General features: G+C 68.6%; 11 protein-coding genes and 1 pseudogene. All 12 read left to right on the top strand.

Going from position 1 to position 15238, the window contains the following annotated elements; genetic code table 11:
• Nucleotides 1-513, top strand: a pseudogene (locus tag A5753_RS13635) (hypothetical protein); the annotation flags it as partial.
• Between the two features lie 83 nt (nt 514-596).
• The gene (locus tag A5753_RS13630) at nt 597-1589 is read left to right on the top strand and encodes a permease (protein WP_067128609.1); all 993 of its coding nucleotides are present in this window, start codon (nt 597-599) and stop codon (nt 1587-1589) included.
• Nucleotides 1589-2326, top strand: coding sequence for a TIGR03943 family protein (locus tag A5753_RS13625; RefSeq protein ID WP_067128605.1), 738 nt, complete (start codon nt 1589-1591; stop codon nt 2324-2326). The genes A5753_RS13630 and A5753_RS13625 overlap by 1 nt, the downstream gene beginning before the upstream one ends.
• Before the next feature lie 122 nt (nt 2327-2448).
• The gene (locus tag A5753_RS13620; protein ID WP_067128618.1) at nt 2449-3354 is read left to right on the top strand and encodes a class I SAM-dependent methyltransferase; all 906 of its coding nucleotides are present in this window, start codon (nt 2449-2451) and stop codon (nt 3352-3354) included.
• A 148-nt stretch (nt 3355-3502) separates the two neighbouring features.
• Nucleotides 3503-4987 carry a PPE family protein gene (locus tag A5753_RS13615; protein ID WP_067128602.1) on the top strand — a complete coding sequence of 495 codons (1485 nt, stop codon included), beginning with the start codon at nt 3503-3505 and terminating at the stop codon, nt 4985-4987.
• A gap of 319 nt (nt 4988-5306) precedes the next feature.
• A complete protein-coding gene (gene eccA3 / locus A5753_RS13610; RefSeq protein WP_067128599.1) occupies nt 5307-7148 on the top strand; it encodes a type VII secretion system ESX-3 AAA family ATPase EccA3 in 1842 nt (613 codons plus the stop codon).
• Nucleotides 7145-8752, top strand: coding sequence for a type VII secretion protein EccB (gene eccB / locus A5753_RS13605; protein ID WP_067128596.1), 1608 nt, complete (start codon nt 7145-7147; stop codon nt 8750-8752). Before eccA3 ends, eccB begins: the two co-directional genes overlap by 4 nt.
• Nucleotides 8749-12717: a type VII secretion protein EccCa gene (eccCa, locus tag A5753_RS13600; RefSeq protein ID WP_067128593.1), complete on the top strand. Its 3969-nt coding sequence runs from the start codon at nt 8749-8751 to the stop codon at nt 12715-12717. The genes eccB and eccCa overlap by 4 nt, the downstream gene beginning before the upstream one ends.
• Nucleotides 12718-12760: 43 nt before the next feature.
• Entirely contained in the window at nt 12761-13069 is a 309-nt protein-coding gene (locus tag A5753_RS13595; RefSeq protein ID WP_067128590.1) for a PE family protein, read from the top strand.
• Between the two features lie 2 nt (nt 13070-13071).
• Nucleotides 13072-14550: a PPE family protein gene (locus A5753_RS13590; RefSeq protein ID WP_067128587.1), complete on the top strand. Its 1479-nt coding sequence runs from the start codon at nt 13072-13074 to the stop codon at nt 14548-14550.
• Between the two features lie 63 nt (nt 14551-14613).
• Nucleotides 14614-14907 carry a WXG100 family type VII secretion target gene (locus A5753_RS13585; protein ID WP_066860115.1) on the top strand — a complete coding sequence of 98 codons (294 nt, stop codon included), beginning with the start codon at nt 14614-14616 and terminating at the stop codon, nt 14905-14907.
• 32 nt (nt 14908-14939) lie between these two features.
• The gene (locus tag A5753_RS13580; protein ID WP_067128585.1) at nt 14940-15230 is read left to right on the top strand and encodes a WXG100 family type VII secretion target; all 291 of its coding nucleotides are present in this window, start codon (nt 14940-14942) and stop codon (nt 15228-15230) included.
• The last annotated feature ends 8 nt before the right edge of the window (nt 15231-15238 follow it).

Genomic DNA, 15238 nt, shown 5'->3' with positions numbered 1-15238 from the left:
GCCCCCGCGCCCACCCCCACAGCAAGCACGGTCACCAGTGCGCCACCGGCAGCGCCGTCTCCGGCTCCGCCCGGGCCCGGGTTCTTTCCGCCCTATGTCATCGGCCCCCCGGGAATGGGAGCGGGCTCGGGTATGACTGCGAGCGCGCGCTCGAGCGCGAAACGGAAAGCGCCCGAACCGGATAGCGCCGCAGCGGCGGCGGCCGCGGCCACCCGAGAAGCCGCCCGTGCGCGCCGGCGCCGGCGCGCGACACAGCGCGGGCACGGTGACGAGTTCATGGACATGAACGTCGATGTCGATCCCGACTGGGACGCCGCGCTGGCGTCCGACCGCGGCGCGGGCGCACTGGGGTTCGCCGGGACCGCCCGCCGCGGTGCCGCCGCGGCCGCCGGATTGACCACACTGGCCGGCGATGAGTTCGGCGGCAGCCCAACGCTGCCGATGATGCCGGGCACCTGGAGCACCGAAGGCTCCGCCGATCGGGCCCGGCGCGGCGATGAAGGGGACCACTAGCATCGGGGACAACCGGCTGGCCGTCACGACCTCGTCGAATCGTCCCGAACTACCTTGTTGGTGCGCGCTGAGATAATGACGCGGTGGCGACGCTGAAGTCCGGGCGCAGGTTGCGCGTCGGGTCGATGGAAGTGCTGGTGGCCCTTCTGTTGGCCTGCGCGTTGGCCGCCACAACCCTGCGCAACGCGGTCTTCAACAGCGCGGCGCTATCGACGGTGGGCACCGTGTTCTGCGGAGTCTTCGTGCAGGCGATTCCGTTCCTGGTGCTCGGGGTCGTGGTCAGCGGACTGATCGCAGTGTTCGTTTCGCCGCAGCGGTTGGCGAATTGGTTGCCACGTCGGCCGGCGCTGGCCGTGCTCGCTGCCGGCGTGGGTGGCGTTGCGCTACCGGGATGTGAGTGCGGGTCAGTTCCGTTGGCGCGGCGGTTGTTCGGGGAAGGTGGGGCGAGCGGGGCCGCGGCGTTGACGTTCATGCTGGCCGCGCCGGCGATCAACCCTGTCGTGCTGGTCGCCACGGCGGTGGCGTTTCCGGGCGAACCCCGGATGGTCTTCGCCCGCATGGGCGCGTCGCTGCTGAGCGCGGTTGTCATGGGCTGGGCGTGGTCCCGGTGGGGCCGTGGTGAATGGATCACCCGCCGGCTGCCCGCCGTGGAAACCCAGACCCAATCGCGCTGGGTGTCCTTCGCCGAGGCAGCCCGTCACGACTTCTTGCAGGCCGCATCGTATTTGGTGCTCGGTGCGGCCGCGGCGGCACTGCTCCATGTCGCGGTGCCGCCGTGGGTGTTCACGCATCTGGCGACCGACCTGGCGCTCGGGGTCGCGCTGATGGCGGTCCTCGCGGTGGTGCTCGCGTTGTGTTCGGAAGCCGACGCGTTCGTGGCCGCCAGCATGACGATGGTGCCGCTGTTGCCCCGCCTCGTGTTTCTGGTCGTCGGGCCGGCCGTCGATGTCAAGCTGTTCGCCATGCAGGCGGGCATGTTCGGCCGGGCGTTCGCCGCACGCTTTGCGCCCTGCACTTTCCTGGTGGCCACCGCGAGCGCCTGCGTGATAGGGCTTTTCGTCCTCGGGGCCCGGTGATGAGCCGCGAAGCCGAGAACACCGTGTTGCTCCTGGTGGGTATCAGCATCGCCATGATCACCGTGTCGGGTGTGTTCACCCGCTACGTCAAACCAGGGCTCTTGCCATGGCTGATCGCCTCAGCGGTGGTTCTCATCGGTTTGGCACTTATGGCGATCATCGGTGACATTCGTCGCGGCGGGCCCCGAACCAGTGACGCGGCCGGCGACCACGTTCACGAGCATTCCCATCGGACCGGCATCACCTGGCTCTTGGCGGTCGCGGTCCTGGTGCTGATGTTCGTGGCGCCACCGGCGCTGCGGCCCTCGGCCGCCGCGCCCTCCGTAACGTCGGTATCCAATGATGTTCTGAATAGGGCGTTTCCGCCGCTGCCCCCCGGACCTTTTCCAGAAGTCTCGCTTCCCGAGGTGCTGATGCGCGAAGCGCACGACTCGACCGGATCGTTGACGAACCGGTCGATCACGGTGACCGGCTTCGTGCTGAACGAAGCACAAGGCGCCGACCTCGGTCGCATCGTCATCATCTGCTGTGCGGCCGACGCACAGCTGGCCCGCATCCACCTGCGCGGCCCGGCCGCCGGGGCCGCGGCCGGTCTGCCGGACAACACCTGGCTTCGGGTCCAGGGCCAGGTCATACCCGCACCGCGGCAACCGGATTCACCGGCGATCCCGACATTGCGGGCCACCGCGGTCACCCGCATCGACGCCCCGCCCAACCCCTATGCCTACCCACATTGACGGGCCAATCGCCCGCGGGCGGGGCCGACGGCCGCCGCTACGGCCGCAGGTAACGGCGAACGCCACTACCGTTGCGCGCCACCGGGAAAGGTTTGTCGGTGACGCGGCGTACTGTGGGTTGGGTGCGTAGCGAAGGCGATACCTGGGACATCACCACGAGCGTGGGTTCGACCGCGTTATTCGTGGCAGCAGCGCGAGCTTTGGAGGCGCGAAAGCCCGACCCGCTGGCCGTGGATCCATACGCGGAGGTCTTTTGCCGCGCGGTGGGCGGTTCGTGGGCGGACGTCCTCGACGGCAAGGATCCCGACCACCAGCTGAAGACCGCCGACTTCGGCGAGAATTTCGTCACCTTCCAGGGCGCCCGCACGAAGTTCTTCGACGAATATTTCCGTCGTGCTGCGGACGCGGGCGTGCGTCAGGTGGTCGTCTTGGCGGCGGGTCTGGACTCGCGCGCCTACCGCCTGGACTGGCCGGCCGCAACGACGATCTTCGAGCTCGACCAGCCGCAAGTGCTCGACTTCAAGCGCGAGGTGCTCGCCGGCGCCGGGGCCCAACCGCGTGCCGAGCGTCGTGAGATCGCCATCGACCTGCGCGAAGACTGGCCGCAAGCGCTGCGCGACAGCGGCTTTGACCCCGCCAGACCGTCGGCGTGGATCGCCGAGGGCCTGTTGATCTATCTCCCGGCGGCGGCTGAAGAGCAGCTGTTCACCGGTATCGACGCGCAGGCCGGCCACGGCAGCCACGTCGCCGTCGAGGACGGCGCCCCGATGGAACCCGAGGACTTCGAAGCCGCAGTGGCAGAAGAACGCGCGGCCACCGAGCAGGGCGACGGGCGGGTGTTCTTCCAGCTGGTCTACAACGAGCGGCATGCGCCGGCCACCGAGTGGTTCGGCAACCACGGCTGGAATGCGGTCGGCACTCCGTTGGCCGACTACCTTCGCCAGGTCGGCCGTCCGGTGCCCGGACCGGAAACCGAGGCCGGCCCGATGATCGCGCGCAACACCCTGGTGAGCGCCGTAAAGGCCTGACCCACCGCGGTCGCGTTTTCATGAGTTTTCGATGAGTTGACCTCGCGCCGGAACTTTTGCGCGCCGTCCTCCGACTACTAACGGGCTGATCGGTGCGTCGCCTAACAGCCCAGGCGGCGTCGGTCTCAGCCGGCAAGGAGTCCGGAGGATGACCGCACCGGTATGGATGGCATTGCCGCCGGAGGTTCATTCCGCGCTGCTGAGCAGCGGTCCCGGCCCGGCCGGCCTGCTGGCCGCCGCGGCCGCCTGGAACTCGCTGAGCGCTACGTACGCGTCGGCGGCCGACGAGCTCTCCGCGACCCTGGCCGCGGTGCAGGCCGGAGCGTGGGAGGGCCCCACCGCCGAGCGGTACGCGGCCGCGCACCTGCCCTACCTGGCCTGGTTGGTGCGCGCCAGCGCAAAGAGCGCGGCCATGGCCGCCGAGCAGGAGACCGCGGCCACCGCCTACACCACGGCGCTGGCCGCGATGCCCACGCTGCCGGAGCTGGCCGCCAACCACACCGTCCACGGCGTTCTGGTGGCGACGAATTTCTTTGGCATCAACACGATTCCGATCGCGCTCAATGAGGCGGACTACGCACGGATGTGGGTCCAGGCGGCCACCACGATGACGACTTATCAGGCGGTCTCGACCGCGGCGGTAGCGTCGGCGCCGCCTACCGATCCGGCGCCGCCGATTGTGAATGCCAGCGATAGCACCGGCGATGGCAGCGATGGCGGTGGGGACGACATCGTCGACGATGACTCCGGCACCCCGTACGACCTGAGCTGGTGGATTAATCGATTCCTCGAGATTCCCCAGACTCTGTTCCGGGACTTAGCCGAGTTTCCGCAGAACCCGGCGAAGGCGATAGCGGACTTGATCCGCGACATTCCGTTGCTCATCGCCGACGAATTTGACCACGCGGGCGAGGCCCTTCAGGCGTTCCCGCAGCTTGCGGCCGCTCCGTTCGCCGTGCCCGGGGGATTTGGGGGAGGCATAGCGGGTCTGACCCTCCTGGCCGGGATCCAGCCCGGCGAGACCCCGATTCCGGAGCCCGCCGCGGTGCCCGCACCGATGCCGCAGGCGCCCAGTGCGCCGGCAGCCAGCAACGCTCCGGTCGTGAGCGCAACTCCTGTCACCGCGCCTTCACCTTCTCCCGTCCCCACTCCCGCTCCGGCGCCCGCGGCGGCCCCGGCCCCTGCGCCCGCAGCGCCACCACCGCCGCCACCAGCCGTGACCGGCGCCGAGACTGTCGCCTTCCCCTATTTGGTGGGTGGGCCCGGCATCGGCACCGACTCCGGCATGGGCAGCGGCGCGCAGCGCAAGTCGTCCGAGCCGCGTTCCGCCGCGGCCGCCGCCGCACCGGCCGCGGCGTCGTCGTCCGAAAGACAGCGGGCGCGGCGGCGACGTCGGGCGACGATGACAGATCACTACCGCGGCTACGAATACATGGATCTGGAACCGGACGCCGCGCCGACGCCCGACCCGGGTTTGTCGGTGGCATCGGATCGCGGCGCGGGGTCACTGGGCTTTGCCGGAACGGCGCCGGCGGGTAGCGCCGAGGCGACCGGGCTGACGACGCTCGCCGGGGACGAGTTCGGAAACGGGCCCTCGGCGCCGATGTTGCCGGGCAGTTGGGACAGCGATTAACGGGGAACTTTTCCGGCCCGCCAGCCGACTACTGGCTGCGCGATCGTTCCGCGGCTACCGGTCGTGGCGGCCGTCGAGCCGAGTTGATAATGAAAATGATTTTCATTAAGGTAGGGCCACGCTGTGAGACCGCCCAACGTGCGGCTGTGAGTATGCCGAAAATGCGGAGAATCCGCGCGAGAACACCCGCAACAGCGGTAAAAGAAGGACAGTGCGGCAGTGAGTCGGACGGAGCCAAACGCCTCGACAGTTAGCTTATGCAATGCTAACTTCAGGCGGGTCAGGTTAGGGGAGACTACATTCATGAAAAGACGCGGCCGTGGAGCGCGGTGACACCGGCATGCTCACAGCTCAGCCTGTTAGTTCGCGGGTCGACGAGGACGTCGTCAGCCGGTTCGCCACCTGCTGTCGCGCGCTGGGCGTCGTGGTCTATCAGCGTCAGCGCCCTGCCGATCTGGCCGCCGCGCGCTCCGGCTTCACCGCGCTGACCCGCATCGCGCACGACCAATGCGACGCGTGGACGGGCCTGGCGGCCGCCGGCGACGCGTCCCTGCGGGTGCTCGAGGCGGTATCGCGCAACGTCGCGACCGCGGGCGTGCTGCAGCGCCAGGTCGATCTGGCCCCCGGCTCGCTGGGCTTCCGCTACGACACCGGACTGTATTTGCAGTTTCGCGCCACGACGCCCGACGACTTCCATCTCGCCTACGCGGCCTCGCTGGCAACGGCCGGACGATTTGCTGAAGCCGACGCAATCGTCGCCGGCCTGACCGCCGGCCGCCCGAACTGGCGCGAGGCCCGCTGGGTGTCCGTCGTCAACAACTACCGCGCCGAGCGCTGGTCGGACGTCGTCAAGCTGCTGACCCCGATCGTCAACGACGCGGATCTGGACGAGGCGTTCTCGCACTCCGCCAAGATCGCCCTGGGCACGGCGCTGGCCCGGCTCGGCATGTTCGCCCCGTCGCTGTCCTACCTGGAAGAGCCCGACGGTCCCGTCGCGGTGGCCGCCGTCGACGGTGCGCTGGCCAAGGCGCTGGTGCTGCGCGCGCACGTGGACGAGGACGCGGCGAGCGAGGTCCTGCAGGATCTGTACGCCGCGCATCCCGAGAACGAGCAAGTCGAACAGGCTTTGACCGACACCAGTTTCGGGATCGTGACCACCACGGCGGCCCGCATCGAGGCCCGCACCGATCCGTGGGACCCCGAAACCGAGCCCAGCGCCGAGGATTTCGTCGACCCCGCGGCGCACGAACGCAAAGCCGTGCTGCTGCACGAGGCCGAGTGCCAGCTCGCCGAATTCATCGGGCTCGACGAGGTCAAGAACCAGGTGTCGCGGCTGAAGAGTTCGGTCGCCATGGAACTGGTCCGCAAGCAGCGTGGCCTCGCGGTCGCGCAGCGCGCCCACCACCTGGTGTTCGCCGGCCCACCCGGAACCGGTAAGACCACCATTGCTCGCGTAGTAGCCAAGATCTATTGCGGCCTCGGGCTTTTGAAGCGGGAAAACATCCGCGAGGTGCACCGCGCCGACCTCATCGGCCAGCACATCGGTGAGACCGAAGCCAAGACCAACGCGATCATCGACAGCGCGCTCGACGGCGTGCTGTTCCTCGACGAGGCCTACGCACTGGTCGCCACGGGCGCCAAGAACGACTTCGGGCTGGTGGCCATCGATACCCTGCTGGCGCGGATGGAGAACGACCGCGACCGTCTGGTGGTCATCATCGCCGGGTACCGCGCCGACCTGGACAAGTTCCTGGATACCAACGAGGGCTTGCGATCTCGATTCACCCGTAACATCGACTTCCCTTCCTATGCACCGTCGGAACTGGTCGAGATCGCCAACACCATGGCCGAGCAGCGCGACAGCATCTTCGAGCAGTCCGCGCTCGAACACATGGAGGCGTTGTTCACCAGGCTGGCATCCGAGTCGACACCGGACGCCAACGGAATCATGCGACGCAACCTGGACATCGCCGGTAACGGTCGATTCGTCCGAAACATCGTCGAACGCTCCGAGGAAGAACGAGAGTTCCGGCTCGACCATTCGGAACACGCCGGCACCGGCGAATTCAGCGACGAGGAGTTGATGACGATCACCGACGACGACGTCGAACGGTCGGTAGAGCCGCTGCTGCGCGGCCTTGGCCTGTCGGTGCCGGCATGAGCAACGAGCCCGACGAACGCCGTTCGTTCACCTCTCGTACGCCGGTCAACGACAACCCCGACCAGGTCGAGTACCGCCGCGGCTTCGTCACGCGCCATCAAGTCACCGGCTGGCGCTTCGTGATGCGCCGGATAGCCTCCGGCATCGCCCTGCACGACACCAGGATGCTGGTCGACCCGCTGCGCACGCAGTCGCGCGCGGTGGCCATGGGGGCGGTCCTTCTGGTCACCGGCCTGGCGGGTTGTTTCGTGTTCTCCCTGATCCGGCCAAGCGGCACGGTAGGCACGAACGCCGTACTGGCCGACCGGTCGACCGCCGCTCTGTATGTCCGCGTCGGCGACGACCTGCATCCGGTGCTGAACCTCACCTCCGCGCGGCTGATCACCGGTCACGCGGTCGACCCCACCATGGTGAAAAGCAGTGAGCTGGACCGCTTTCCGCGCGGCAACCTGATCGGCATCCCGGGCGCACCGGAACGCATGGTGCAAAACCCCTCGCACGACGCGAACTGGACGGTGTGTGACTCGGTCAGCGAGCCGGCCCAGGGTGGGCATGCCGCCCACAGCACCGGCGTCACCGTGATCGCGGGCCGGCCGGACAGCAGCGGTGCGCGCGCGTCGACGCTCCCATCGCGGCAGGCGATCCTCGTCGACAGGGACGGCAGCACCTGGCTGTTGTGGGAGGGCAGGCGTTCGCAGATCAACCTGACCGACCACGCCATCACGAACGCACTTGGCCTGGGGCAGAACAACTCCGAGGTGCCCGCGCCCCGGCCCATCGCGCTGGGTCTGTTCAACGCGATACCGGAGGGGCCGCCGCTGACGGCGCCGGTCATCCCGAACGCCGGTGCGCCGGCACCTTTTAACGTGCCCGCGCCGATCGGCGCGGTGGTGGTCTCCTACGCCCTGGACCAGAGTTCTTCGGGCGCGCCGCGCTACTACGCGGTCATGCCCGACGGTTTGCAGCAGATCTCACCGGTGCTCGCCGCGATCCTGCGCAACACCAATTCCTATGGGCTGGACCAACCGCCGCGACTGGGTGCCGATGCGGTGGCCAAGCTGCCGGTCTCGCGGATGCTGGACACCGCGCGGTATCCGGATCAACAGATCGGCGTCGTCGATGCGGCCAAATCCCCTGTCACATGCGCCTATTGGAGCAAGCCGGCCGGGGCCGCGACCAGCTCGCTGAACCTGATGTCGGGCTCCGCCCTGCCGATCGCCGAATCGATCCGCACCGTCGACCTGGTGAGCGGCGGCGCCGCGACAACCGCCACTCGTGTGGCCCTGGCGCCGGGCACCGGCTACTTCACCCAAACCGTTGGCGGCGGCCCGGACTCACCGGGCACCGGCTCTTTGTTCTGGGTTTCTGACACCGGTGTGCGCTACGGCATCGACAACGAGGCCGAGCACTCGGCCGCCGGGCACGGCAAAACGGTTGAGGCGCTGGGCCTTCGCGGGTCGCCGGTCCCCGCCCCGTGGCCGGTGCTTTCGCTGTTCGCCAATGGTCCGACGTTATCGCGCGCCGACGCGCTGTTGGCACATGACGGGCTGACGCCCGATCAGAAGCCCGGCCGCGTGGCATCTGCCGAGGGAGCCCCCCGATGAGCCGACTGATTTTCGAAGCCCGCCGCCGGCTGGCGCCGCCGGTGACCCGCAAGGGCACCATCGCGATCGAGGCACCGCCCGAGCTGCCCCGGGTGATTCCGCCGTCGTTCCTGCGGCGCGCGATGCCCTATGTGCTGGTGATCCTGATCGTCGGCATGGTCGTCGCCCTGTTCGCCACCGGCATGCGGCTGATCTCGCCGCAGACGTTGTTCTTCCCGTTCGTGCTGTTGCTCGCCGCGACCGCGATGTATCGCGGCAACGACAACAAGACTCGCACCGAGGAGGTCGACGCCGAGCGCGCCGACTACCTGCGCTACCTCTCGGTGGTCCGGGACAACATCCGCACCCAGGCCACCGCGCAGCGCGCCGCCGCGCAGTGGTCCCACCCGGAGCCGGCTGCGCTGGCGGCCGTGCCGGGATCTCGCCGCCAATGGGAGCGCGACCCGCACGATCCCGACTTCCTGGTGCTGCGGGCCGGCCGCCATCACGTGCCGCTGGCCACCGCCTTGCGGGTCAACGACACCGCGGACGAAATCGACCTGGAACCGGTGTCGCACAGCGCATTACGCAGCCTGCTCGACACCCACCGCACCGTGCGCGACGTGCCGACCGGAATCGACCTGACGAAGGTCTCGCGGATCACCGTGCTGGGCGCCGAGGACGAGGCGCGCGGGGCGCTGCGCGCCTGGATCGCTCAGGCGGTGACCTGGCACGACCCGACCGTGCTCGGCGTCGCGCTGGTCACCCCGAATCTGGAGAACCCGGACTGGTCCTGGCTGAAGTGGTTGCCGCACATCGACGTTCCCGGTCAGCTCGACGGGGTCGGACCGGCCCGCTTCATGTTCACCAACGTCGACGAGCTGGTGGCGAGCCTCGGTTCGGCGCTCGTCGATCGTCCGGCGTTCACCGGTGAGCCCGCCGCCGCGCTCCGCCACCTGCTGATCGTTGTCGACGACCCCGACTACGACCTGAACGCGTCGACGCTGGCGCTGGGCCGGGCCGGTGTCACCGTCGTGCACCGCAGCGCAACGGCGCCGAACCGTGAGCAGTATTCGGATCCGGAGAAGCCGATCCTGCGCGTGGCAAGCGGGGCCATCGAGCGCTGGCAGACCGGCGGCTGGCAGCCCTACATCGACAACGCCGACGAATTGGGTGCCGACGAGGTGGCGCACCTGGCGCGCCAGTTATCGCGCTGGGACTCCAATCCCACTCACACCGGGCTACGCTCGGCGGCCACCCGCGGCGCCACGTTCACCACGATGCTGGGCATCTCGGACGCCTCCCGACTCGACGTGCCCACGCTGTGGGCGCCGCGCCGCCGCGAGGACGAGTTGCGCGTTCCGATCGGGGTCACCGCGACCGGTGAGCCGCTGATGTTCGACCTCAAGGACGAAGCCGAGGGCGGGATGGGCCCGCACGGGCTGATGATCGGTATGACGGGTTCGGGTAAGTCCCAGACCCTGATGTCGATCCTGTTGTCGCTGTTGACGACTCATTCGGCCGATCGGTTGATCGTCATCTACGCCGACTTCAAGGGTGAGGCCGGCGCCGACAGCTTCCGTCACTTCCCGCAAGTCGTCGCCGTCATCTCCAACATGGCAGAGAAGAAGTCGCTGGCCGACCGGTTCGCGGACACGCTGCGCGGCGAGGTGGCCCGCCGGGAGACGTTGCTGCGTGAGGCTGGCCGCCAGGTGCAGGGCAGCGCGTTCAACTCGGTGGTGGAGTACGAGGCCGCCATCGCCGCCGGGCACGACCTGCCACCGATCCCGACGTTGTTCGTGGTCGCCGACGAGTTCACCCTGATGCTCGCCGACCACCCGGAATACGCGGAGCTGTTCGATTACGTTGCGCGTAAAGGCCGCTCGTTCCGCATCCACATCCTGTTCGCGTCCCAGACGCTGGATGTCGGCAAGATCAAGGACATCGACAAGAACACCTCCTACCGCATCGGTCTGAAGGTGGCCAGTCCCAGCGTGTCTCGCCAGATCATCGGTGTCGAGGATGCCTACCACATCGAATCCGGCAAGGAGCACAAGGGCGTGGGCTTTCTGGTGCCCGCCCCGGGCGCGACGCCGATCAAGTTCCGCAGCACCTATGTCGACGGCATCTACGACCCGCCGGTCAAGGCCAAATCCTTTGTGGTGCCGTCTATCCCGGAGCCAAAGCTGTTTACCGCCGGGCGAGTCGAACCGGACCAGGACACCGTGATCACCGCCCCGGAGGAAGACGAATTGACCGGGCCGCCGCGCAAGCTGATCGCAACCATCGGCGATCAGCTGGCCGGTTACGGCCCGCGGGCGCCGCAGCTGTGGCTGCCGCCGCTGGACGAGCCGATCCCGTTGACCACCATGCTGGCCCGCGCCGGCGTCCCGCCGCGGCAGTGGCAGTGGCCGCTCGGCGAGATCGACAAGCCGTTCGAGATGCGCCGCGACCCGCTGGTGTTCGACGCCGCCTCGTCGGCCGGGAACATGGTCATCCACGGTGGCCCGAAATCGGGCAAGTCGACCGCGCTGCAGACGTTCATCCTGTCCGCGGCGAACCTGCACTCGCCGCGCGAGGTCACCTTCTACTGCCTGGATTACGGCGGCGGCAAGCTGCGGGCGCTCGAAGACCTGGCGCACGTCGGCAGCGTGGCCTCGGCGCTGGAGCCCGAACGCATCCGGCGCACCTTCGGCGAACTCGAGCAGCTGCTGCTCTCGCGGCAGCGCCGACAGGCGTTCCGGGACTCCCGCGGTGGCGTCCCCGACGACGGGTTCGGCGAGGTGTTCCTGGTCATCGACAACCTCTACGCGTTCGGTCGGGACAACACCGACCAGTTCAACACCCGAAACCCGTTGTTGGCCAGGGTCAGCGAGCTGGTCAACATCGGCCTCGCCTATGGCATCCACGTCGTCGTCACCACCCCCAGCTGGCTGGAGGTGCCGCTGGCCATGCGCGACGGCCTCGGACTGCGGCTCGAGCTCAAGCTGCACGATCCGCGGGACAGCAACGTGCGGGTGGTCGGCGCCCTGCGTCGGCCCGCCGAAGCGGTGCCGCACGATCAGCCTGGACGCGGATTGACCATGGCCGCACAGCATTTCCTGTTCGCCGCCCCCGAGCTGGACCAGGTGACCGAGCTCAACGCGCGCTACCCGGGCCTGACGGCACCGCCGGTGCGGTTGCTGCCGGCCAACCTCGCGCCGGAATCGGTCGGGTCGTTGTATCGGGGGCCGGAGCAGGTCGTCATCGGCCAGCGCGAGGAAGATCTCGCGCCGGTGGTGGTCAACTTTGCCGAGAACCCGCTGCTGATGGTGTTCGGTGACAGTAAGTCCGGGAAGACCACGCTGCTGCGCCACCTCATTCGCACTGTGCGCGAGCACTCCACACCCGATCAGGTGGCCTTCACGGTGCTGGATCGGCGGCTGCACCTCGTCGACGAGCCGCTGTTCGCCGACAACGAGTACACCGCGAACATCGACAGGATCATCCCGGCAATGCTGGGCCTGGCCAACATCATCGAATCGCGGCGGCCGCCGGCCGGCCTACCGCCGTCCGAGCTGGCCCACTGGCGCTACGCCGGGCACACTCACTATCTGATCATCGACGACGTCGACCAGATACCGGATTCGCCGGCGATGAGCGGTCCCTACGTCGGGCAGCGGCCGTGGACGCCGCTCATCGGATTGCTCTCGCAGGCAGGCGATCTGGGGTTGCGCGTGATCGTCACCGCACGTGCCACCGGTTCGGGGCACGCCTTGATGACCAACCCGCTGCTGCGCCGGTTCAACGACCTGCAGGCGACCACGCTGATGCTGGCGGGCAATCCGCAGGACAGCGGCAAGATCCGCGGCCAGCGATTCGGACGGTTGCCCGCCGGGCGGGCGATCCTGTTGGGCGACACCGACGCTGCGACATACGTGCAGCTGGTCAACCCGTTGGTCGGGGAGTCCGTGATAGAGGGCGCCAACGAGAGATTCGCCCACTGATGTTTATGCAAGTCCGTAGAGAAGGACTAGGGAAGGAGTAACGATGACCCTGCGAGTGGTTCCCGAAGGTCTGGCCGCGACCAGCGCCGCGGTGGAGGCCTTGACGGCACGGCTGGCGGCCGCCCACGCGGCGGCGGCTCCGGCGATTACCGCGGTGGTGCCGCCGGCGGTCGACCCGGTATCGCTGCAGACGGCTGTCGGTTTCAGCGCTCAGGGCCAGGAGCACTCGGCCATGGCGGCCCAGGGCGTCGAAGAGCTGGGCCGCGCCGGCGTCGGCGTCGGGGAGGCCGGCGCAAGCTACCTCGCGGGCGACACCGCGGCCGCTGCGACGTTCGGAACCACGGGCGCCTGACCATGACCGCCCCCATCGCGCCCATCTGGATGGCGTCGCCACCCGAGGTGCATTCGGCGTTGCTCAGCGCCGGTCCAGGGCCGGGGCCGCTGTTGGCGGCCGCCGGCGCGTGGACCGCGCTCAGCGCCCAATACGCCTCGGCGGCAGCCGAACTCAGTGGGCTGTTGGGGGAGGCCCAGGCCGGGGCCTGGGAGGGGCCGAGCGCCGAGCAGTACGTGATGGCCCACCTGCCGTACCTGGCTTGGCTGCAGCAGGCCAGCACCGACAGCGCCGGTGCGGCCGCGCAGCAAGAGGTCGCGGCGACGGCGTACACCGCGGCGTTGGCGGCCATGCCGACGTTGGCCGAACTGGCCACCAATCACACCGTGCACGGGATGCTGCTGGCAACGAATTTCTTTGGCATAAACACTATTCCGATCGCGGTCAACGAGGCCGACTACGCGCGGATGTGGGTACAGGCGGCCACCACGATGGGCACCTACCAGGCCGTGTCGGGCTCGGCCCTGGCCGCGACGCCGCGCACGTCGGCGGCGCCGCCCATCGTCAATCCCGGCGGTCAAGCGAACAGTCTTGCGGCCAACGCCACGCAGAACAGTCCTGGGGATTGGTTGCAGAACTTCCTGCAGCAGCTGTCCAAGTTCCTGCAGGACTTTCTCCAGAACATCCAGCAGATGTTGCAGAATCTGCCGGCGCTGCTGGCGGCCAACGGGCCGCTGCTGTTCTTCGTTGCCTATCAAGTGTTTTTCAATGCCGTCGGCTGGCCGACCTGGGGCGCGATCCTGACCGTGCCGTTCCTGTTGCCGATACTGCTGGGCATCGGGCTCAGTTCCCTGCTCACCGCGCCCGTCGAGGTGACGCCGGATGCCGCCCCCGCCGTCGTGGCCCCCGTCCTGACGTCGAACAAGCCGACCATGTTGCCGGCGGTCGCGCTGGCCCCGACCGTAGCGACTCCGGCCGGGGCCCCGGCGACCACGGTCGCAACGGGGTCCGGCGCCCCGGCCGCGCCGGCGCCGGCAGCCGCGGCGAGCAACTTCGCCTACCTGGTGGCCGTGGGCGGTGACCCGGACGCCGGCGTCGGGCCAACGTTGGGCGGCCGCGGCGGGGCCAAGGCTCCGGCGGCGACCATCCCGGCGGCGGGCGCCGCGGCGGCGAGCCGCGCCGAGTCGCGGGCGCGGCGCAGGCGGCGGGCCGCATTACACGACCACGCGGACGAGTACGCGGACATGGATTCCGATTTCGGTGTTCCCCCGGATTTCGGCGACGAAGAGGAACTGACTGCGGCCGTCGCGTCCGCCCAAGGTGCCGGGGCGCTCGGGTTCGCCGGAACCACGCAGCGGCAGAGAGCTTTTCGGGCCGCCGGATTGACCAAGCTGACCGAGGACGACTTCGGTGGTGGCCCGCGGATGCCGATGGTGCCCGGCACGTGGGAGCACGAAGCCGGCAACGGAGCAAGCCCAACCGAGCCCGGGAAAGGGGGTTAAGGCAGTCAGCCGGATCAAGGTGAATCACCGAAACCCCAACGGACGCAACAGAAAGGAATCAACATGAGTATGTTGGACGCTCACATTCCGCAGTTGGTAGCCGCACAGTCGGCCTTCAGCGCCAAAGCGGCGTTGCTGCGCAGCACGATCAGCCAGGCCGAGCAGGAAGCGATGTCGGCGCAGGCGTTCCACCAGGGCGAGTCCTCGGCCGCCTTCCAGGCCGCGCACGCGCGGTTCGTCGAGGTCGCCGCGCGAGTCAACACCCTGCTGGACATCGCCCAGGCCAACCTCGGGGACGCCGCCGGCACCTACGTGGCCGCGGATGCCGCCGCCGCGTCCGGCTACACCGCCTTCTGATCTCACCGCTACCAACCGCGAAAGGACTTGTCATGTCGCAGATCATGTACAACTACCCGGCGATGTTGAACCACGCCGCGGACATGTCGGGCTACGCCGGCACCATGCAGGGGCTCGGTTCCGATATCGCCAGCGAGCAGGCCACGTTGTCCAACGCCTGGCAGGGTGACACCGGTATGACCTACCAGGTGTGGCAGGCCCAGTGGAACCAAGCGATGGAAAGCCTGGTGCGCGCCTACCAGTCGATGGCCAGCACCCACGAGGCGAACACCATGTCGATGCTGGCACGCGACCAGGCCGAAGCCGCCAAATGGGGCGGTTAGTTCTCAGC

The organism is Mycobacterium sp. 852002-51971_SCH5477799-a (assembly GCF_001667145.1).
Taxonomy (GTDB): Bacteria; Actinomycetota; Actinomycetes; order Mycobacteriales; family Mycobacteriaceae; genus Mycobacterium.
Note: the sequence above shows the minus strand (reverse complement) of the source record. Positions and strands in the feature narration are given on the sequence as shown.